The organism is Streptomyces curacoi (genome assembly GCF_001513975.1).
GTDB lineage: Bacteria > Actinomycetota > Actinomycetes > Streptomycetales > Streptomycetaceae > Streptomyces > Streptomyces curacoi.
Map to the genome: position 1 here is coordinate 46,318 of NZ_KQ947988.1, position 18,460 is coordinate 64,777.

Sequence of the window (18,460 nt, forward strand, 5' to 3'; positions counted from 1 at the left end):
AGGGCCAGATTCCAACCGCTGGGAAAGTGACGGAAGTTGAGGCTCCGCCGCGGCAACTGCCGGGAACGCGGGCGCTACTTCACCAAAGGTGTGCGCTACTTCACCGGGAGGTGGTACGCGACGCGGTAGCGGTCCGCCGGGATCACCACGTCGGCCGTCTCCACCGGACGGCCGGACGCGTAGTAGGTGCGCTGGATGACCAGGACCACATGACCGGGGACACCGCCCAGGGCGTGCAACTCCTCGGCCAGGCCGGGGCGCGCGCCGACCTCCTCCGTCATGTTGTCCACGACGACGTCAATGGCGGCCATGCGCTCGACGACACCCATACCGCCGAGCGGTCCCTCCTCGGGCAGCATCACGGGCGTGCGGCCGGTGACCGCGAGCGGCTCCCAGGACGTGGAGAGCATCATCGCCTCACCGGCCTCCCGGAAGAGGTACCGCGTGCACATGACGCGGTCGCCGGGCCGGATGCCGAGCCGTTCGGCGACGGCGCCGCTCGCCTCGGCCTGCTCGCTGCGGGACTCCCAGGTGCCGCGCGCCTCGCCGTCGGCCTGCTCCTGACGGAAGGGCGTGGCGCCGCTCGGCGGGCGGAAGCCGGAGCGGGAGATCCGGCGGGGTACGGGGCGCTCGCGGACGTACGTCCCGGAGCCGGAGCGGCCCTCGACCAGGCCTTCGGCCATCAGTACCTTGCGCGCCTCCAGCGCGACGGTGTCGGAGACGCCGTACTCCTCGCGGATCCTGGCCTGGGACGGGAGGCGGGTGTGCGGTGGCAGTGAACCGTTGACGATCTTCTTGCGGAGATCACCCGCGACGCGCAGGTACGCCGGCTGCTCACCGAAAGTCACTGGCCGCTCCCATCAGCTTGTACAGACAGCAACAGCCTGGCAACCGTGGGTTGTCCCATGCAAGCAAAGGCCAGAGAATCACTCGATGTGATGACTTGTGCTTGCGGGGGGCTTTACGCAGGCACTTTCTCCCCGCTATAGCCGCGCTCACACCTCCGCTCACACATTGAGGCCGCCGCCGCTGCCGTCCTCGCTCCCACTGTCGCCGGTGCCGGGGTCCTCCTCGTACGACGGCACGGTGGTGTCCAGGCCCAGAGCCTTGCGCGCGGTGACGGTCGTGGGGCCGTCGACGTACCGGGGGTGCGCGTGCGAATGCCTGCGGCGGCCTGTGGGGGTGGGGTGGGGGTGCGCGTAGCGCCTGCGGTGCGGTTGGGGGTCGGGGCCGCGCCGGGGGGTGTCCGTCCTCGGACCGGCGGCCCCCTTGGGCCAGGAGGTGCCGCGTGTTGACGCCGGTCACTGCGGGCGGACACCCCCCGACACGTCCCCTTCCCGCCGTGGGCGACTGCGGCGCCGCGGGGGTACGCGCCCCATCGACGCGTGGGCGCAGCGTGCGTCGCTGCGGGCCGTCCCGCCCACCCAGCTGAGCGCCGTCGCGCGGACCCAACTGCGCGCCGTCGTGCCGCTGGGGCGGCACGGGTGGGCGCTGGGGGTACCCCCTGCTCGAAGAGCTTGGGGGAGGCACCCCGTCGCGCCGGGCTGCGTGACCCGCCCACGCCCAGCAGCGCGTGCTCCCGGGGCCTCAACTCCCCTACCGGAGGCGGCGTGCCGGGGCTGTGGTGGTGCCGGACGTGGGTCGTCCTCGCGGTTGGCTGGGTCGGGGACCCGGAGCCGTGCCGCGAGGACGACGAGGACTGGTCAGGGAGGGCTAGAACTGCAGCGCCCAGGCGTCTATGCGCCCGGTGTCGTAGTTCGCGTTGTCGCTCACCCGCAGTTTCCACGTGCCGTTGGCCGCCTCCGACGAGGCGTTCACCGAGTACGTGGTGTTGATGTTGTCCGAACTGCCGCCGGTGCCGTACGACTTGAGCGTGTACGCCGTGCCGTCGGGGGCGATCAGCTGGACCTGGAGGTCGCCGATGTACGTGTGGACGATGTGGACCTCTACGGCGAGGGCCGAGGGCGCGTTGCCGGAGACGCCGGAGACCGTCACCGGGGACTCGACCGTGGAGTTGTCGCTGATCGTGTAGTCACCGGTGTTCTCGAAGCGCGGGCCCGGAGGGGTGGTTGTGCCGCCGCCGACGTACAGGAGCCGGTTGGGCGAGCCCGTGCCGGGGCTGGTGACGACGCCGGTGGTGGCGGCGGACGTCAGCGCCGTGGCGACCTGGGACGGGGTGGCCGAGGGGTTGGCGGCGAGGTAGAGCGCGGCGGCGCCCGCCACGTGCGGGGTCGCCATCGACGTACCGGAGATGGTGTTGGTCGCCGAGTCGCTTGAGTTCCAGGCCGAGGTGATGGACGAGCCGGGGGCGAAGAGGTCGAGGACGGAGCCGTAGTTGGAGTAGCTGGCCTTGGCGTCCGAGCTGGTCGTCGCGCCGACCGTGATGGCCTCGGTGACGCGTGCGGGTGACCTGGTGGAGGCGTTGGTCGACTCGTTGCCGGCCGCCACGGCGAAGGTGACGCCGGAGGCGATGGCGTTGCGTACGGCCGTGTCGAGGGCGGTGTCGGCGCCGCCGCCGAGGGACATGTTGGCGACGGCCGGCTTGACGGCGTTCCGGGCGACCCAGTCGATGCCGGCGACGACCTGAGCGGTGGTGCCCTGGCCGGAGTTGTTCAGCACGCGGACGCCGACGATCTTGGCCTTCTTGGCGACGCCGTAGGCGTTTCCGGCGACCGTGCCCGCCACGTGCGTGCCGTGGCCGTGGCCGTCCTGGGCGGTGTTGTCGTTGTCGATGGCGTCGTAGCCGTAGGAGGCCCGGCCGCCGAAGTCGCTGTGGGTGATGCGGACGCCGGTGTCGATGACGTACGCCGTCACTCCCTGCCCGGCCGAGTCCGGGTAGGTGTACGAGCTGTTCAGGGGGAGGTTCTTCTGGTCCACGCGGTCCAGGCCCCAGGAGGGCGGGTTGGTCTGGGTCGCGTTGATGCTGAACGTGCGGTTCTGGACCACGGAGGCGACCGCCGGGTCGGCGGCGAGCGCCTTGGCCTCCGCCTCGGAGGCCTCGATCGCGTAGCCGTTCAGGGCTGTCTTGTACGTGCGCTCGATGTCGGCGCCGTACTTCTCGACGAGGGCGCGTCCGGCCTTGGAACCCGAACGGGCGTGGTCCGCCTTGAGGTTCACGATGTAGCTGTCGGCTACGGCACCTGCCGCGCCCGCGTACTGGATACGGCCCTCGGGGGCGGCCGTGGCGGGGAGAGCGGAGACGAGGCTCGCGGCGAGGGCCGCGGTGGCCGTCACGCTGAGGGCTGCCAGTCTTCGCCGGGTATGACGCATCACTGCCATCTGAGGGATCCTCCTCAATCGGTGGTGCGCTTGTGGGGGTGACGCGACGGAGTGGGCAGGGGCATGTCAATTCGCTGTGCCTCTCCTGTGCGTCAGCCGAAAGATTGAGGCCTCCACAGGAATTGCACAAGGGCCCTGCACGGCGAACTCCGCGCACACCGCCACGCCGGGGCCCGCTCCCCCACGCCTCAGTGGACGGCGTTCACTGTTCGATCCGTGCCTGCTCTCGCAGTTCCGGATACGCGTCGGAGTCGCGCAGCATCATGACCGACCACGGGATCGGGCAGGGCGGAGCGTGGTCGGGGTCCGGGTAGGGGGCGCCTTCGGCGCCCCCCAACCTCTTTTGCGCGGCCTCAGTCGTCGAAGCCCGTCGCCCGGGTCCGCTTCTCCCAGGCCGCGATGTCGTTGCGCACCTGATCGAGGTGACCGAGCACGGCAGTGACCCCGTCGTCGCCCAACGGCAGCCGCAGCGGGGTCTCGTCCGCCTCCAGCGCGGCCAGGATCAGCGCCGCCGCCTTCGCCGGGTCGCCGGGCTGGGAGCCGTCGCCGCCGGAGACGAAGCCGCGGGTCTGGCTCACCTTCGGGTACAGGCCGCTGTCCGTGCTGGCCCCGGCCCGTCCCGTCTCGAACAGCGAGGTGCGGAAGGAACCCGGCTCGACGATCAGCACCTTGATGCCGAAGTCGGCGACCTCGTCCGCGAGCCCCTCGGACAGGCCCTCCAGGGCGAACTTCGTTCCGCTGTACGCCGAGAAGCCCGCGAAGGACATCTGCCCGCCCATGCTGCTCATCTGCACGATCGCCCCGGAGCGCCGCTCACGCATGTGCGGCAGCACGGCACGGGTGAGGGCCACGGGCCCGAAGACATGCAGGTCGAACAGCTCGCGCAACTCCTGCTCGGTGGTCTCTTCGAAGGCGCCCACATGGGTGCGGCCCGCGTTGTTGACGAGGACGTCGATCCGTCCGTGCCGGGCGATCACGTCCCTTACGGCCGCCTCGGCCGCCGCTGTGTCGCCGACGTCCAGTCGCAGCGCCTCCACCTGATCGGGGTGAGCGGCCACGAGGTCCTCCAGCCCCTCGGGCCGTCGTACCGCGCCCACCACCACGTCACCGTCGGCGAGGGCCGCCTTTGCGATGGCCCGCCCGAAACCGCTGCTCGCACCTGTGATCATCCACACCTTGTTCATGGCACAAGCCTGCGCCGGGACCTGTTGCGCGTCCAAGACCCACGCTGATAACCGATGGTTATGACGATGGACGTTCATGTGCGGGACCTGCGCTACTTCGTGGCGGTCGCCGAGGAACTGCACTTCACCCGTGCCGCCGAGCGGCTGTACGTCTCCCAGCCCGCGCTCAGCAAACAAGTACGCGCGTTGGAGCGGCAGTTGGGTGTGGAGTTGTTCCGGCGCGATCCGCGTGGCGTGTCCCTCACCGAGGCCGGCACGGCACTGCTGCCGCACGCCCGGCGGGTGCTGGAGGCCTGGTCGCAGGGATCAGCGGCGCTGGAGGCCGCCCGGGCCGCGGCGCGCGGCACGCTGGTGGTGGGCATGAGCACCAGCCCCGGCCGCGGCGGTCTGCTCCCCGCGATCCGCTCCCGCTTCACCGCCGCGCATCCCGACACGGTCCTGCGGCTGCGTCAGGTGAGCTGGGAGGACCCGACGGCGGGCCTGGCGGACGGTGACGCGGACGTGGCCTTCGTCTGGCTGCCCCTGCCCGACGACGGCCGCTACGCCTGGACGGTGGTGGCGGAGGAACCCCGCCTGGTCGCCCTCCCGGAGGCCCACCCCCTGGCGGCCCGCAGTGAGGTGGACTTCGCGGACCTGGCCGAGGAGCCGTTCCTCGCGCTGCCCGCGAGTGCGGGGCCGTTGCGTGACCACTGGCTGGCCCTGGAGGAGCGGGCAGGCCGAACGCCGCGCATCGGGGCCGAGATCGCGAGTACGGAGGAGACGTACGAGGCCCTGGTCGCAGGGCTCGGCATCTGCCTCGTGGCGACGGGCAACGCCCCGCTGATCACCCTCGGCGGGGTGACGACCCGTCCGGTACGCGGGCTCTCGCCGAGCCGGTTCGCCCTGGCGTGGCGCCGGGAGGACGACAGGCGTCCGCTGGTGCGGGCGTACGCGGAGGCATGCCGCCGGGCGGCGGTGACACCTTGAGGGGCACGGGGATGTGTGGTGTGGAGTGGTGCGGTCGAGTCTCGGGCGTTTGGCTTCGCGCGCCGCCCCCTAAGACCGCCGCGGCTCCGCGTGCTGGGGGATTGCTTGCCTGCGCAGCGTGTCGGCCCACAGCCCGGTCACCGACTCGTGCAGCGAGCGGACGGCGGTCCAGCCGAGGAGTTCGCGGGCGGGCTCGGGGTCGACCTGGATCCAGTCGTCACCGGCCGCGCCCGTGGCGGCGGCGGGAAGCTCCCGGACCTCGGCGGGCACGCCGCTCACCTCGACGAGCAGATCGACGAGCCACCGCACCGGCACGGCCTCGCCGCGTCCGATCGGGACGACCAGCCCCGGAATACGGGCGCGGGTGGCGGCCAGCACCGCGTCCGACACGTCGCGCACGTCGACGTAGTCGCGGTGGGCACGCAACTGGGACAGCTCCACGACCGCCGGGAGCATGTCCCGGGTGACCGCCTCGGCGAGCCGCCCGGCCACCCGGCCGAGCAGGCTGACCGCCGGGGTACCCGGCCCGGCCACGTTGGCGATCCGCAGCACGCCCGCCTCCACGACGCCCTCCGCGGCGGCCTCCAGCACGGCACGGCTCGCCGCGAGCTTGGCCTTGCCGTAGGCGGTCGTCGGCCGGGGCGGCGACGCGGTCCGGGTCGGTTCACCGGGCGGGGTCGGGCCGTACTCCAGCACTGAGCCCAGGTGGACGACGTAGGGACGGCACGCGGTCCGCCGCAGCGCGTCCAGCAGGCGGCGGGTCGGCACCGCGCAGTTGGTCTCCATGTCCCGTTCGGCGATCCCCCAGTTGCTGCCGATGGCGTTGACCACCGTGTGCGGGCGGACGGAGTCGATCACGTCGGCCAGTTCCCCGGGCGACGCGGTGGTGACGTCCAGGACGAGGAGCCGGCCCGGCAGGGGGAAGTCCGGTACCCGCCGGGCGATCGCCGCCACCTCGGCTCCGGCCGCGGTCAGGTCCGCGCACAGCTGACGGCCCACGAACCCCGTCCCACCAGCCACGAGAACGCGCTCGCGCTCATCGGCCATCTGCTCCTCCTGACCAGCCGTCGCCGAGCAGCCGTGCCCGGCCCTGCACCTGACTTACCAATCGGGCCCGTGCGATGACATCGGCGCTGTGCGCCGCCGACCCGCCCCCGGTGACGGCCCGGACGAAGCACGCGAGGGTGCCGGCGAACTGGTCGTCGGCCGGCAGGACGCGCTCCCGCACCTCGTCGGCGCGTTCCAGCCGAACCGTGGGGCGGAAGTCGGGCGGCGGGGTGAAGGCACGGTCGACGATGATCCGGCCCTCGCTCCCCCACAGTGTGTACGCGCAGCGGTAGGCGTGCTCGAAGCCGAAGGACACGTGTGCCGTGCGGCCGTCGGGCGCACACAGCAGCGCGTCGCCCGCCACGTCGACTTTCGCCTCGGTTCCCATCCGCAGCGTCGCCCCGACCACATCGAGGTCGGGCCCGAGGAACATGCTCGCCGCGGCGAGCGGATACACGCCCGCGTCCAGCAGGCTGCCGCCGGCCAGCTCGGGCTGGTACCGGACGTTGCCGGGAGGCAGTGGGGGGAACCCGAACTCGCCGGTGAGCGAGCGCAGTTCACCGATGCTGCCCTCGTCCAGCATCTCGCGCACGGCGTCGTGCAGCGAGTGCTGGGTGAAGGTCAGGTTCTCCATCAGCGTCAGGCCGCGGGAGTCCGCGAGGCGGACCGCCGTCACGGTGTCCGGGTAGCGGGCGGTCAGCGGCTTCTCCGCGAGTACGTGCTTTCCCGCGCGCAGCGCCCGCACGATCCAGTCGTGGTGCAGTCCGGTGGGCAGGGAAACGTAGACCGCGTCGACATCCGGGCTCTCCAGCAGCGCCTCGTAGCCGACGACGGCCTCGCCGCCGAACCGCGCGGCGACCGCACGGGCGTTGTCCTCGCTCCGGGAGGCGACGGCGGCCACCGTCAGCTCCGGCACCTTCAGCGCGGCCGGCAGGGTACGGCGTCGGGCGATGTCGGAGCAGCCGAGAATGCCCAGCCGCACGGGACGCTCGTTCTTCATGGGGTCACCAACTCTGCAGGCAGGCGAGCAGGCTCCGGGCCTCGACGTTGACGTAGTAGCCGTGCCGCAGAAGCCGGGTGAGCTGGTGGGCGGTCACCCAGCAGTAGTCATCGGGGACGGCTACGGGGAAGTCGTCGTCGGCCTCGACCAGGAGATAGCTGTTCTGCGAGTGGTAGAAGCGCCCGCCCTCCTCGGCCAGGACGGCACTGTAGAGGAGGCGCTCCCGGGAAGCGGTCAGGACGTAGTCGAGGAACCGCGGCGGCCCTTGCGGATAGTTCTCCGGGACGCACTGCACGGTCGGGCCCATCTCCATGCCGTCCAGCAGGCCGGGCTGGAACCGGGCGTGGACGAGCAGGTGCGCGACCCCTTCGATGACCTTGATCACGAACGCGACGACTCCGCGCCCCTTCGGGAACAGCAGCGGCTGGTCCCATTCGGCCACCTCGCGGTCACCGACCTGGGCGGTCACCCCGATGATGCTGAAGTGCCGCCCGTCCTCGTGGGTGATCTGCTCCGGAGTGCCGCGCCACCCGGGCAGGTCACGCAGGGGCGTCCGGTGTGCCGTCAGTTGGTGCCGGCTCTTGGCCTCGGTGAACCAGCGCAGCACGGCCCCCATGTCGTTCAGGGAGGTGCCCTGGCCCGTCGACGACAGGACGAGTGCCGCCGCGACGTCACCGACCGGCACCGGCCGGGAGGCGGGGAACGTATCCGCCGGGAGACAGGCCAGCACGGTCCGGGTGTCCATGTTGACCAGGCCGTCGATGCGCAGCAGCCGCCGCAGTTCGGTCAGCGGCAGCCAGTGGTAGCCCTTGGCGGCGGGCACGTCTTCAGCCACCTGGACGACCATGTTGCGGTTGCGCTTGCGCAGAAACCACGCGCCCTGCTCGGACTGCAGGACGTCCACCAGGGTCCGGCCCGCGCCGGCCTTGGTGAAGAACTCCAGATAACGGGTGCTCCGGCCCTGGTGGATGCGCGTGTAGTTGCTGCGGGTGGCCTGGACGGTCGGCGACAGCTGGATGCGGTTGTGGTTGCCGGGCTCGATCTTGGCCTGCACGAGGCAGTGCGGAACGCCGTCGACCTCCTTGACCAGCATGCCGAGGATGCCGATCTCCGGCTGGTTGATGATGGGCTGGCTCCACTCGGGGACCGGCCCGTAACTGGTGCGCACCCGCAGGCCCTCGACGGCGAAGAAGGCTCCGGACTCGTGCGCGAGGTTTCCCGTGTCGGCGTCGAACCGCCATTGCCGCAGCTCGGTCAGCGGCGCCCGCGTCACCCGGCACTGCGCGGCTGCGGAGCACCGGGCGAACCAGTCGATGAACTCCGCACCGGCGACGTCCGACAGGTACGACTCCGGGGGGAGGGCTCGTGCGAGGCCGCTGACCTGGCCTGCCGGGAGGCTTACCACAGACCGGCCTGTTCGAGAACGGCCTCGCCGGCGGCGTCCTCGCTGTCGGTGAGCAGGCGCAGGTCGCTGTCGACCATCATGGCGACCAGTTCCTCGAACGAGACCTCGGGCTTCCAGCCGAGCTTCTGCCGAGCGCGGCTCAGGTCGGCGCAGAGCAGTTCCACCTCCGCCGGGCGCAGCAGCCGGGAATCCACCTCCACGTGGTCGCGCCAGTCCAGCCCGACGTGCGCGAAGGCGAACTCCACCAGATCGCGCACCCGGTGGGTGATCCCGGTGCCGAGGACGAGGTCCTCCGGCTCGTCCTGGGCGAGCATCATCGTCATGCCGCGCACATAGTCCCCTGCGAAGCCCCAGTCGCGTTCCGCCTCCAGGTTGCCCAGCCGGAGCTTGTCCATCAGGCCCAGCTTCACGGCGGCCACCCCGAGCGACACCTTCCGCGTGACGAACTCCGGGCCCCGGATCGGTGACTCGTGGTTGAACAGGATCCCGCTGACCGCGAACATCCCGTACGACTCGCGGTAGTTCTGCACCATGTAGTGCCCGAAGGCCTTGGCCACCCCGTAGGGGCTGCGCGGGTGGAAGGGCGTGGTCTCGCTCTGCGGGGACTCCCGCACCTTTCCGAACATCTCCGAGGTGGAGGCCTGATAGAAGCGCGGGACGCCGCTGCTGGTGGTCCGGGAGCTGCTGAGCCCCGCCGTGATGCGAATGGCCTCCAGCATCCGCAGCACACCCTTGCCGGTCACCTCCGCGGCGACGGTGGGCTGCTTCCAGGAGACCGGGACGAACGACAGGGCGCCGAGGTTGTAGACCTCGGTGGGGCAGGACTGCTCGACAGCAGCGATCAGGCTCGTCTGGTCCAGCAAATCGCCGCTCACCACTCGGATGTCCGGGTGCAGGGGCCGACCGTCGCGGGCATACGGCCGGCCCTGCCCGCGCACCATTCCGAAGACTTCATATCCGGATTCGATGAGTTGACGCGCAAGGTAAGTGCCATCCTGGCCAGTGATTCCCGTAATGAGCGCTCGCCTAGACAGAATCATCTCCCAGCCGTGAAGAATGCGTATCGCCAGTCACCGGAAACGGTACGGGAAGAGCACAGGTAAATCACTGTTCGCGCAAGCAGTATAGTGAATTCACTAGCGTCCCTTGCTGGACGGGACAACCATTCGGCCCGATCCCGCAATGAGGCTCCGCCGAGCACGGTGAAATTCCCGGAAAGGCTGCTCAGCCGAGCGGGTCCGCCGAAGCGGGCACGGCCTCGATCAGCCACAGGTCGGTTCCGGCCAGCGGCGTGACCGCTTCGACCGTCAGGCCCGCCGCCGCGCAGAGCTGTTCGAAGTCGCCACGCGTGCGCTCCAGCCCGTTGCCGTTGACGAGCAGGTTGAGGTCGTTGAGGTAGGTCGTCGGCACGGCGTCCGCGGGCACCGTGTCGGGCAGGACGTGCTCGACCATGACGATCCGGCCGTGCGCCGGCAGTGCCCGGCGGCAGTGCGCCAGAATCCTCGCGGCCCGCTCGTCCTCCCAGCCATGGACGACGCTCTTGAGCAGGTAGAGGTCACCGCCCTCGGGTACGGCGGCGAAGAAGTCGCCGACCTCCACCGCGCAGCGGTCCGCGACGCCCGCCGCCGCCAGCACCTCCCCGGCCTGCGCGACCCCGGCGGCCGAGTCGTACAGCACGCCGCGCAGCGAGGGGTGCGCGCGCAGCACCGCGGCCAGCAGCGTCCCGTCCCCGCCCCCGACGTCCACCACGGTGCGGACGCCGGAGAAGTCCTGGTGCACCGCGACCAGGCCGGCGATCCCACCGGTGCCCTGGCTCATCGCCGCGTTGTAGAGCCACGACAGGTCGGGGTCGTCCGCCAGGTACGCGAAGAAGTCCCGGCCGAAGACGTGGTCGAAGGCCGGGCCGCCGGTGCGGACGCTGTGGTCCAGGTGCTGCCAGGCCGTCGCGACCGCGGGATCGGTGAGCATCCGGGTCAGTGAGTGGAAGGACGGCGAGCGGTCGGCGCGCAGCAGCTCCCCGACCGGCGTCAGGGCGAACACGCCAGGCTTGGACTCACGCAGCACTCCCAGCGCGGCCAGGCCGCGCAACAGCCGGTTCATGGCGGCGGGTTCGCTCTCGAAGTCGGCGGCCAGCCCGTCGGCGGTCCGTTCGCCCTCCCCGATCGCGTCGGGCAGCCGCAGCCGCACCGCAAGGCCCACGACCTGGGTGGCCATTCCACCGAACACCAGTCGGATCAGGTCCGTCCAGGGGGGCGCCACGGCCTGCTTCTCCGCCATCTCGTCACCGGCCCTCTCGTCGCGGTATGTCCTTGCCCAGGCCCCGGCGCACGGCCTGCTCGACCGGGGTGTACCGCCCGTCGGGCCGGTCGAGTTCGAGCTGCCCCACGGGCAGCAGGTTCGGCTGGGCCATGAAACGCGGGCGGGTGCCGGTGTTGGCCACCGGCGTGTGCACCAGGAAGGGGTGGCACAAATAGGCGTCCCCGGCCTTCCCCGTCGCCGACCTGAGCGGCCGGTCCCGTCCCACCTCCCCGGCCTCCAGGTAGGTGCCCTCCGCGCCATACGGCTCCAGCAGCGGCGGCACGTCCAGGTGGGAGCCGGCGCGGATCAGCGTGGGCGCGTCCTCCTCGCCGGTGTCCGAGAACAGGAGCAGGAGCAGCAGCGCCCGGCCACGGGACCACACGTTGTAGCGGAAGACCTTGTCGTAGTCCGGCGGGATCACGTCCAGCTCACCGGACCAGTCCCGGTCGGCGTCCGCGTCCTCGGCCAGGAAGCTGGCGTCGATGTGCCAGCCGTAGTCCTCGGTCTCCTCGGGCCGCTTCGTCACGGGAAACCGCACCGGGAACGTGCCGACCTGCGTCAGCGGCTGCCACCGGCCCTCCCCGGCGAGCTGGTCGTAGGCGGCGTGCAGCGTCGGGGTGTTGGCGGCGCGCAGGAACACGTCGTCGTCGCGCACCCCCAGCCGGACCACTTCCCGCGTCCAGGTGGCCGGGTCGTCGGGGTCCATGTCCAGTTGCCGCCACAGCAGGGCGCACGCCTCTTCGGCGAGCTCCGCGGGGAACGCACCCGGCAAGTGGATGAAGCCGTCGGAGACGAAGCTCTCAAGCTGCGCCTCGGTCAGTACGCGGGTTCCCATCACGCTCCTTTACAGGACGGTCGCCGAGCTCGGCACTAATCCCGAAGCGGATGCTACATAGTCGCGCATGAAGAAGAACTAGAGATTCCACTAGAGCGTCGCGACTACACTCGGAGAAGTATTTCACAATTACCCGTGCCGGATGTTCATTTCTATCCGCAATGCGCCGCGACGTGAAACCTGAATTATCAGTGGGGAGCTCCATGTCCAAAAAAGTGCTCGTGATCGGCGGTGGGCCGGCGGGATCCACGGCGGCCTCCTTGCTCAGCAAGGCCGGCATGTCCGTGAAGCTACTGGAACGGGAGACTTTCCCGCGCTACCACATCGGCGAGTCGATCGCCTCCTCGTGCCGCACCATCATCGACCTCGTCGGCGCGCTGGAGGAGGTCGACTCCCGCGGTTACACGGTCAAGAACGGCGTGCTGCTGCGCTGGGGCAAGGAGGACTGGGCGATCGACTGGCCGAAGATCTTCGGTCCCGACGTCCGCTCCTGGCAGGTCGACCGAGACGACTTCGACCACGTGCTCCTGAAGAACGCGGTCAAGCAGGGCGCCGACGTCACCGAGGGCGTCACGGTCAAGCGCGTGCTGTTCGACGGCGACCGCGCGGCAGGGGCGGAGTGGCTGGACCCCGACACCGGTGAGCTGGTCAGCGAGGAGTTCGACTACGTCATCGACGCCTCCGGCCGGGCCGGCGTCATCTCCAAGCACCTGAAGAACCGCCGCCCGCACGAGATCTTCCGCAACGTCGCGATCTGGGGCTACTGGCAGGGCGGCTCCCTGCTGCCCAGTTCGCCCACAGGGGGCATCAACGTCATCAGCGCCCCGGACGGCTGGTACTGGGTGATCCCGCTGCGCGGGGACCGGTACAGCGTCGGTTTCGTCTGCCACCAGGACCGGTTCCTGGAGCGCCGCCGGGAACACGCCGACCTGGAGGCGATGCTGGCCTCGCTGGTCGAGGAATCCCCGACCGTGCGCGACCTCATGGCGAACGGCGTCTACCAGCCGGGCGCACGGGTGGAGCAGGACTTCTCCTACGTCGCCGACAGCTTCCACGGCCCCGGCTACTACCTCGCCGGCGACGCCGCCTGCTTCCTCGACCCGCTGCTGTCCACCGGCGTCCACCTGGCGCTCTACAGCGGCATGCTGGCCGCGACGTCCGTGCTCGCCACGGTGAACAAGGACGTCATGGAGGAGGAGGCCGGGGCGTTCTACGAGTCGCTCTACCGCAACGCCTACCAGCGGCTGTTCACCCTGGTGTCCGGCGTGTACCAGCAACAGGCCGGCAAGGCCGCCTACTTCGGGCTGGCCGACGCGATGACCCCGGAGCGCGCCACGGCCGAGTACGAGCAGGTCGACGGCGCGGTGGCCTTCGCCGAACTGGTCGCGGGACTCGCCGACATCCACGACGCCGTCACCGGCACGCACGAGGACCGCGCCCAGCAGGCGCACGCCCAGGCCGACGCCCTGCCGGAGGACAACTCCGTCCGCCAGTTGCTCGCTGCGGCCGAGAACGCCCGTTTGATGGCGGCGGCCGGGACACCCGCCGCACCGGTCAGCGAGGCTCCCGGCAAGATGGACGCCCACGACCTCTACGACCCCGCCACGGGGCTCTACCTGGTGACCAGCCCGACGCTGGGAATCGGCCGGTCCAGGCCCTGATCACAGCGTTGATGCCGGGCTTCACCACTCGGTGGGTACGAGGGTGGAGCCCGGCATCGCTCCGTCCGCCGACGCGTCTAACGCGTCGAGGCGGAAGGGGCCCGGCCGGCGTCGTGGAGCACGCGCTCCCAGCACTGCCGGACACCCTCGGTCAGGGGGATGGCGGCCCGCCAGTCGAGTTCGGCGCGGGCCCGTGCGACATCCAGCCAGTTGCCCTGCCGGTCGAAGGACCGCCCCCGCTCCCAGCGCACCGCGACGGAGCCGCCGGTCACACCGGACACGATCTCCAGCAGGCCGCTCAGCGAAGTGGGCACGCCCGAGCCGACGTTCACCACGGCGGGCAGCCGGCCGCCGCCGACCCGGCTGCGCAGCGCGAGCAGGAACCGGGTGACGTCGTCGACGTGGACATAGTCCCGGACCACATGCGGATCGCCGAACACCCGCACGGGCTCGCCCCGGGCGGCCGCCGTCAGCCAGTGCGGCAGCACGCCGAACCCGCGCAGGGCGCGCTGGCCGGGACCGTAGACATTGCTCAACCGCGCGACCACGGCACGGACGGCATCCGAGTGCCGGCACAGCTCGCGTTCGAGGCGGAGCTTGGCGTGCCCGTAGACGGAATCGGGCCGGGTCGGGCTGGTCTCCCGGTACGGCGGCTCGACCTCGGGCGCATAGACCGCCCCGCCCGAGCTGGCCAGTACGAACACCGGGCGGTGTCCCGCTCTGGACAACGCCTCCAGCACCTCGACCAGCAGTCGGCGTTCGGCCTCCACCAGGTCGGGCCGCCGTTCGGCGAGGACCGGACTCAGGCCGGCGGCCAGGAAGTAGACGATGTCGGCCTCCGCCAGTCCCGGGGCGGCCCGGCCGCCGACCACCGGCGGGAACGCCCGGTTGAAGGCGGCCGGCGCGCGCGGGCCGTCAGCGGTGAGCCGGGCCGTCAGCCGGGATCCGATGAAACCCGTCGCCCCGATCACCGCCGTACGGTCCCCGGGCAGCAGGTCCGCCGTGGTCACAGCGCACCGAGGCGCGCCAGGGGCGACGCGGCCAGGTCGGCGAGGGAGGCGACCCGCGGCACGTCGTCCCCCGGAGGCACGGTACGGACCGCGCGCAGGGCGCGGTAAGCCCGGGTGAGGTCCGGATGGACGCCCGGTGGCCTGCGGTAGCCGTCCTCCGGCAGCACGAACACCGCCGGGCAGCCCAGGGAACGGGCGGGTGCCACGTCGTGGTCGACACGGTTGCCCACCACCAGCAGCTCGCCGGGGGGTAGGCCGAGCCGGGCCAGGGCGATGCCCAGCAGCCGTGGATCGGGCTTGGCGACCCCTTCGAAGCAGTCGAGGACCACCGTCTCCAGGACGGCGGTCAGCCCCCATTCAGCGAGTACGTCGGCGCACTCGGGCGGCTGATTCGCGACCACCGTCGTCGGCATTTCGCGGGCGAGGGCCGTGACCGCCGCAATCGAACCAGGAATCTCCTGGGCCAGTTCCCGCCAGGCCCGTCGAACCCGGACCCAGCTCTCGTCGGCCGCTGCCGAAGAGAGAATGCCCGGTCGCTCCGCCGGCGTTTTCCCGTCCAGATAGAAACGCTCGGTGTCCTCGATGAAATCGCGGAGGGTGACACTCGGATCAGCGGTGACCGCAAGGTCGAAGGTCCCCTGAAGCCAAGCCAGTTCGAAAGGCTCGTCGTAGTAGATGACGCCTCCGACATCCAACGCAATCGCACTGTGTCCAGTCATAGCAACCCGCTCCCGTATTTTACATACGTCGCGCCGAGAGTATTACACGCGCATCAATGGGAGCGCCGCCCGACGGCCAGAGATTCACCGCTACCGGCAAGAGTCTAGTCAATTCACTATTCTCCGGCTAAAGCCGATGCCATATTCCGGGGAGGAACGTATCGTTCACCTCAAATGCCTGACGAAAGGAGCCGCCGTATGGGGGCCGTGGAAACTGTGATCGACGAGGAGCACCGCGCAGCCTTCCAGGCCGACGGATTCGCATCGCTGCCGCGGCTCGTGGACGACACGGAGCTGGAGTGGCTGCGTGGTGTCTACGATCGCCTGTTCTCCGAGCACGCCGACTTCACTACGGGCGACTACTTCGACATCGCCGGCCGCCAGGATTCCGACAAGCCGGCCCGGTTGCCGCAGATCGTGCGCCCGGAGAAATTCGTCCCCGAGCTGGTCGAGAGCGCGCATTTCCAGCGGTGCCGGGCGATCGCCGCGCAGCTGCTGGACATCCCGGAGGACGAGCTCGACTTCTATGGGCACGCCATTCTGAAGCCGCCGAACTACGGCGCAGCAACGCCCTGGCACCAGGACGAGGGCTACATGGACCCGCGCTGGCGCCGGCGCGGGCTCAGCATATGGACCCCGCTGGACGAGGCCACCGTGGACAGCGGCTGCCTGCACTATGTGCCCGGCGCGCACCTGGGTCCCGTGCTGCCGCACCGGCACATCGACGACGACGACCGTATCCGGGGGCTGGTGACCGACGCGGTGGACCCGGCCGCCGGGGTGCCCGTCCCCCTCGCCTCGGGTGAGGCCGTGGTGCACGCCCTGCGCGCTCCGCACTACGCGGGCCCCAATCTCACCGACCAGACGCGCCGGGCCTATGTGCTGGTCTTCATGGGGGCGGCCGAAGAGGTCGCCGACCCCGAGCCGCGCCCCTGGCTGGACAAGCGCTGACGACGTGCCGAGGCCCGGGCGGTATACCCGCTCCGGACCTCGGCTCCTCACTTCCAGGTCACTCCGGACAGCAGCCTGCGGTACTGCTCCACATACCGCTCGGCGATCGTCACATGGCCCCACAGCCGGACCGCCGCACGCCGGACCTCGTCGGATGCCGGCAGCCCTTCCAGGGTCCGGCGTGCTTCGTCGGGCGCGAAGTCGGTGCCGTATCCCACGACTTTGCCGACCGAGGGCACGATCTCGGCCAGACAGCCGTTGCCCGTGCCCACGAGGGGAGTGCCGCTCACGGCGGCCTCGGAGACCACCGTCGCACCCGGCTCGCACCAGATGCCGCCCCACGGCCCGGTGACCGCCTGGGACATGGCCAGCACCGCGTGTGCGGAGGCGAGCAGGTCGAGCCGCCGCTCGCCGCCCACCTCACCGATCGGCTCGACGGTCGAGCCGTACCGGCGAGTGATCTCGTCGAAGTAGTCCGGCTCCCAGGCGGGCCCGGCCAGCACCAGGCGCCGACCGCAGGCGTGCGCGAACGCCGCCGCCTCCAGCGCCCCCTTGTGCGGCGAGACCCGCCCCATGAAGAGCAGGAAATCCTCCTTGGCCACCTCGTCCGCGGCGGACCGGTAGCGCGCCGGGTCGACCGGAATCGGGATCACGGGCGCGTCGTCGCCGCCCCCGCAGTGGGCGCGCTGCGCCCGGGAACTGTAGGTACAGCCGACGGGGTTGACCGGCCGGGTGGTGAAGTGGTGCGAGCTGATGAAGGCGGTGCCCGGTGGCAGCCCGGCCGGGCCGATGACACCGCCGCTGTGGTCGTGGACCACGTCGACACCCGCGGTCCGCAGCCACTGCTGGATCTCCTCCGGCTCGCCCACCGGCACGACGGTCAGCCCCGGGCGTCCGGCCGGGCTGCCCGGGGCACCCAGCAGGAAGACCTCGTGGCCGAGTTCCAGCAGCCCGTCCATCAGGTTGGCGACGACCCACTGGATGCCGCCGTATCCCTGTGGGGGTACGGAGATCCAGGCATCGCCGCCCGGGACCCGCAGCGGGATGTTGACCAGCGCGACCTTCAACGGCCTCATCGGGACGCCCCCTTCGCCGCGCCGCGCCCGCCGCGAGCGCGCAGCGCGCGGTGATCCCGGCGGCGGGACCGCATGGTCGGCACCCGGTCGGCGAGCCAGCGCAGCGCCTCGATGGTCTCCCGCGCTCCGGTCGCGGCCGGGACACGGCCGACGACGCTGCGGCCCATGAGGTCCGCCACGAGCCAGCGCCCGGCGAGCCGGGCGGCCTTCGCCGGGTGCCAGTCGACGTCGGTGAAGAGGTAGTAGTAGCGGTTGCGCCGCATGTGGACCCGGCTGTACGTGCTGGCCACGGTCGCCCCGCCGCCGCCCCGGTGCTGGATGCCCAGGTCCAGGTGCAGGGCCACCCGCCAGCCCGCCCAGCGGGCCCGGCGGCACAGGTCGGTCTCTTCGTAGTAGGTGTGCAGCACCTCGTCGAGCAGCCCGATCTCGCGCAGCATCGCGGTCCGGGCGAAGAGCGCCGAACCCTGCACATAGGCGTGCTCAAGCGTCCGTGGGGCCCGCCCCTTCGGCAGCCCCGCCGGGGAAGGGTGGGCGATCCCGTCGCCGGCGAAGGCGTGCTGCTCGCCCAGCCACAGGGCCGTGTGCGTCCACTCGTTGAACTCGTCGAGCGCCGTGGAGTCGGGGTCGTAGCGGTACTGCAGCGGGCCGACGATGCCGTACTCCGGCCATTCCTCGGCCAGTTCGGTGAGTCCGCGCACCAGGTCGGGCGGCGTCCAGGTGTCGGGGTTGACGAGGAACACGTAGTCCGCGCCGGACTCCAGGGCCTGACGGATGCCGACGTTGTTCGCCCCGGCGAAGCCCAGATTGCGGTCGTTGCGGATGATCGTCACCGCGGGCCAGGTCGCGCGCACATGCTCGACACTGCCGTCCGCCGAGTCGTTGTCGACGTAGCAGACCTCCAGGTCGAAGCCGGTGGTGTCGCTGTCCAGCAAGGAGCCGAGACACCGGTCCAGCCAGCGCAGCTCGTTGGTCCCGACGGTGATCGTCACGACCCGCGGCCGACGCTCGGAATTCATCTTCTCTCCCGTT

The 18,460-nt window shown here is 70.9% G+C and carries 16 protein-coding genes; 3 read left to right on the forward strand and 13 right to left on the reverse strand.

From position 1 onward, the window contains the following. Nucleotides 1–95: 95 nt before the first annotated feature. The 3 genes from AQI70_RS16905 to AQI70_RS16915 all read right to left on the reverse strand — a co-directional run bounded on the left by AQI70_RS16905 (nucleotide 96) and on the right by AQI70_RS16915 (nucleotide 4,463). Nucleotides 96–848, reverse strand: coding sequence for a GntR family transcriptional regulator (locus AQI70_RS16905; RefSeq protein ID WP_003998196.1), 753 nt, complete (start codon nucleotides 846–848; stop codon nucleotides 96–98). An 865-nt stretch (nucleotides 849–1,713) separates the two neighbouring features. Beyond that, nucleotides 1,714–3,279, reverse strand: a complete 1,566-nt coding sequence (locus AQI70_RS16910; RefSeq protein WP_062150231.1) for a S8 family peptidase — start codon at nucleotides 3,277–3,279, stop codon at nucleotides 1,714–1,716. A gap of 353 nt (nucleotides 3,280–3,632) precedes the next feature. Then, nucleotides 3,633–4,463: an oxidoreductase gene (locus tag AQI70_RS16915; RefSeq protein WP_062150234.1), complete on the reverse strand. Its 831-nt coding sequence runs from the start codon at nucleotides 4,461–4,463 to the stop codon at nucleotides 3,633–3,635. A gap of 54 nt (nucleotides 4,464–4,517) precedes the next feature. Between AQI70_RS16915 and AQI70_RS16920 the strand changes: the two genes are divergently transcribed. After that, the gene (locus AQI70_RS16920) at nucleotides 4,518–5,429 is read left to right on the forward strand and encodes a LysR family transcriptional regulator (protein ID WP_062150236.1); all 912 of its coding nucleotides are present in this window, start codon (nucleotides 4,518–4,520) and stop codon (nucleotides 5,427–5,429) included. A gap of 69 nt (nucleotides 5,430–5,498) precedes the next feature. On the opposite strand, the gene AQI70_RS16925 is transcribed toward AQI70_RS16920, so the two are convergent. From AQI70_RS16925 to AQI70_RS16950, 6 genes are all read right to left on the reverse strand, one after another. After that, entirely contained in the window at nucleotides 5,499–6,476 is a 978-nt protein-coding gene (locus AQI70_RS16925; protein WP_062150238.1) for an SDR family oxidoreductase, read from the reverse strand. Continuing rightward, nucleotides 6,466–7,476, reverse strand: coding sequence for a Gfo/Idh/MocA family protein (locus AQI70_RS16930; RefSeq protein WP_062150241.1), 1,011 nt, complete (start codon nucleotides 7,474–7,476; stop codon nucleotides 6,466–6,468). The genes AQI70_RS16925 and AQI70_RS16930 overlap by 11 nt, the downstream gene beginning before the upstream one ends. Nucleotides 7,477–7,480: 4 nt before the next feature. Further along, nucleotides 7,481–8,881, reverse strand: a complete 1,401-nt coding sequence (locus tag AQI70_RS16935) for an NDP-hexose 2,3-dehydratase family protein (protein WP_062150244.1) — start codon at nucleotides 8,879–8,881, stop codon at nucleotides 7,481–7,483. Beyond that, nucleotides 8,875–9,915 (reverse strand): GDP-mannose 4,6-dehydratase, encoded by a 1,041-nt coding sequence (locus AQI70_RS16940; protein WP_208607397.1) that lies wholly within the window; start codon nucleotides 9,913–9,915, stop codon nucleotides 8,875–8,877. The genes AQI70_RS16935 and AQI70_RS16940 overlap by 7 nt, the downstream gene beginning before the upstream one ends. Nucleotides 9,916–10,105: 190 nt before the next feature. Continuing rightward, on the reverse strand, nucleotides 10,106–11,158 hold the full coding sequence (locus AQI70_RS16945; protein WP_062150250.1) for a methyltransferase: 1,053 nt from the start codon (nucleotides 11,156–11,158) through the stop codon (nucleotides 10,106–10,108). A gap of 4 nt (nucleotides 11,159–11,162) precedes the next feature. After that, on the reverse strand, nucleotides 11,163–12,014 hold the full coding sequence (locus AQI70_RS16950) for a phytanoyl-CoA dioxygenase family protein (RefSeq protein WP_062150266.1): 852 nt from the start codon (nucleotides 12,012–12,014) through the stop codon (nucleotides 11,163–11,165). A 203-nt stretch (nucleotides 12,015–12,217) separates the two neighbouring features. Here AQI70_RS16950 and AQI70_RS16955 point away from each other — a divergent pair, with 203 nt between their 5' ends. Beyond that, nucleotides 12,218–13,675, forward strand: a complete 1,458-nt coding sequence (locus tag AQI70_RS16955; protein ID WP_062150269.1) for an NAD(P)/FAD-dependent oxidoreductase — start codon at nucleotides 12,218–12,220, stop codon at nucleotides 13,673–13,675. A 77-nt stretch (nucleotides 13,676–13,752) separates the two neighbouring features. Here the strand turns inward: AQI70_RS16955 and AQI70_RS16960 are convergent, their stop codons facing one another. Both AQI70_RS16960 and AQI70_RS40660 read right to left on the reverse strand, forming a co-directional pair. Beyond that, entirely contained in the window at nucleotides 13,753–14,685 is a 933-nt protein-coding gene (locus tag AQI70_RS16960) for an NAD-dependent epimerase/dehydratase family protein (protein ID WP_062150272.1), read from the reverse strand. After that, nucleotides 14,682–15,404, reverse strand: a complete 723-nt coding sequence (locus tag AQI70_RS40660; protein ID WP_279616757.1) for an HAD family hydrolase — start codon at nucleotides 15,402–15,404, stop codon at nucleotides 14,682–14,684. The genes AQI70_RS16960 and AQI70_RS40660 overlap by 4 nt, the downstream gene beginning before the upstream one ends. Before the next feature lie 198 nt (nucleotides 15,405–15,602). Between AQI70_RS40660 and AQI70_RS16970 the strand changes: the two genes are divergently transcribed. After that, nucleotides 15,603–16,355, forward strand: a complete 753-nt coding sequence (locus tag AQI70_RS16970) for a phytanoyl-CoA dioxygenase family protein (protein WP_062150280.1) — start codon at nucleotides 15,603–15,605, stop codon at nucleotides 16,353–16,355. A 47-nt stretch (nucleotides 16,356–16,402) separates the two neighbouring features. Here the strand turns inward: AQI70_RS16970 and AQI70_RS16975 are convergent, their stop codons facing one another. Then, entirely contained in the window at nucleotides 16,403–17,431 is a 1,029-nt protein-coding gene (locus AQI70_RS16975) for a glycosyltransferase family protein (RefSeq protein ID WP_244181691.1), read from the reverse strand. Continuing rightward, entirely contained in the window at nucleotides 17,428–18,447 is a 1,020-nt protein-coding gene (locus AQI70_RS16980; RefSeq protein ID WP_062150286.1) for a glycosyltransferase family 2 protein, read from the reverse strand. The genes AQI70_RS16975 and AQI70_RS16980 overlap by 4 nt, the downstream gene beginning before the upstream one ends. Nucleotides 18,448–18,460: the final 13 nt, after the last annotated feature.

Coding starts and splice junctions, on each gene's coding strand:
- AQI70_RS16955 (WP_062150269.1), top strand. CDS start 12,218: ATGTCCAAAAAAGTGCTCGTGATCGGCGGTGGGCCGGCGGGATCCACG.
- AQI70_RS16925 (WP_062150238.1), bottom strand. CDS start 6,476: ATGGCCGATGAGCGCGAGCGCGTTCTCGTGGCTGGTGGGACGGGGTTC.
- AQI70_RS16980 (WP_062150286.1), bottom strand. CDS start 18,447: ATGAATTCCGAGCGTCGGCCGCGGGTCGTGACGATCACCGTCGGGACC.
- AQI70_RS16915 (WP_062150234.1), bottom strand. CDS start 4,463: ATGAACAAGGTGTGGATGATCACAGGTGCGAGCAGCGGTTTCGGGCGG.
- AQI70_RS16970 (WP_062150280.1), top strand. CDS start 15,603: ATGGGGGCCGTGGAAACTGTGATCGACGAGGAGCACCGCGCAGCCTTC.
- AQI70_RS16975 (WP_244181691.1), bottom strand. CDS start 17,431: ATGAGGCCGTTGAAGGTCGCGCTGGTCAACATCCCGCTGCGGGTCCCG.
- AQI70_RS16950 (WP_062150266.1), bottom strand. CDS start 12,014: ATGGGAACCCGCGTACTGACCGAGGCGCAGCTTGAGAGCTTCGTCTCC.
- AQI70_RS16945 (WP_062150250.1), bottom strand. CDS start 11,158: ATGGCGGAGAAGCAGGCCGTGGCGCCCCCCTGGACGGACCTGATCCGA.
- AQI70_RS16910 (WP_062150231.1), bottom strand. CDS start 3,279: ATGGCAGTGATGCGTCATACCCGGCGAAGACTGGCAGCCCTCAGCGTG.
- AQI70_RS16930 (WP_062150241.1), bottom strand. CDS start 7,476: ATGAAGAACGAGCGTCCCGTGCGGCTGGGCATTCTCGGCTGCTCCGAC.
- AQI70_RS40660 (WP_279616757.1), bottom strand. CDS start 15,404: ATGACTGGACACAGTGCGATTGCGTTGGATGTCGGAGGCGTCATCTAC.
- AQI70_RS16920 (WP_062150236.1), top strand. CDS start 4,518: ATGGTTATGACGATGGACGTTCATGTGCGGGACCTGCGCTACTTCGTG.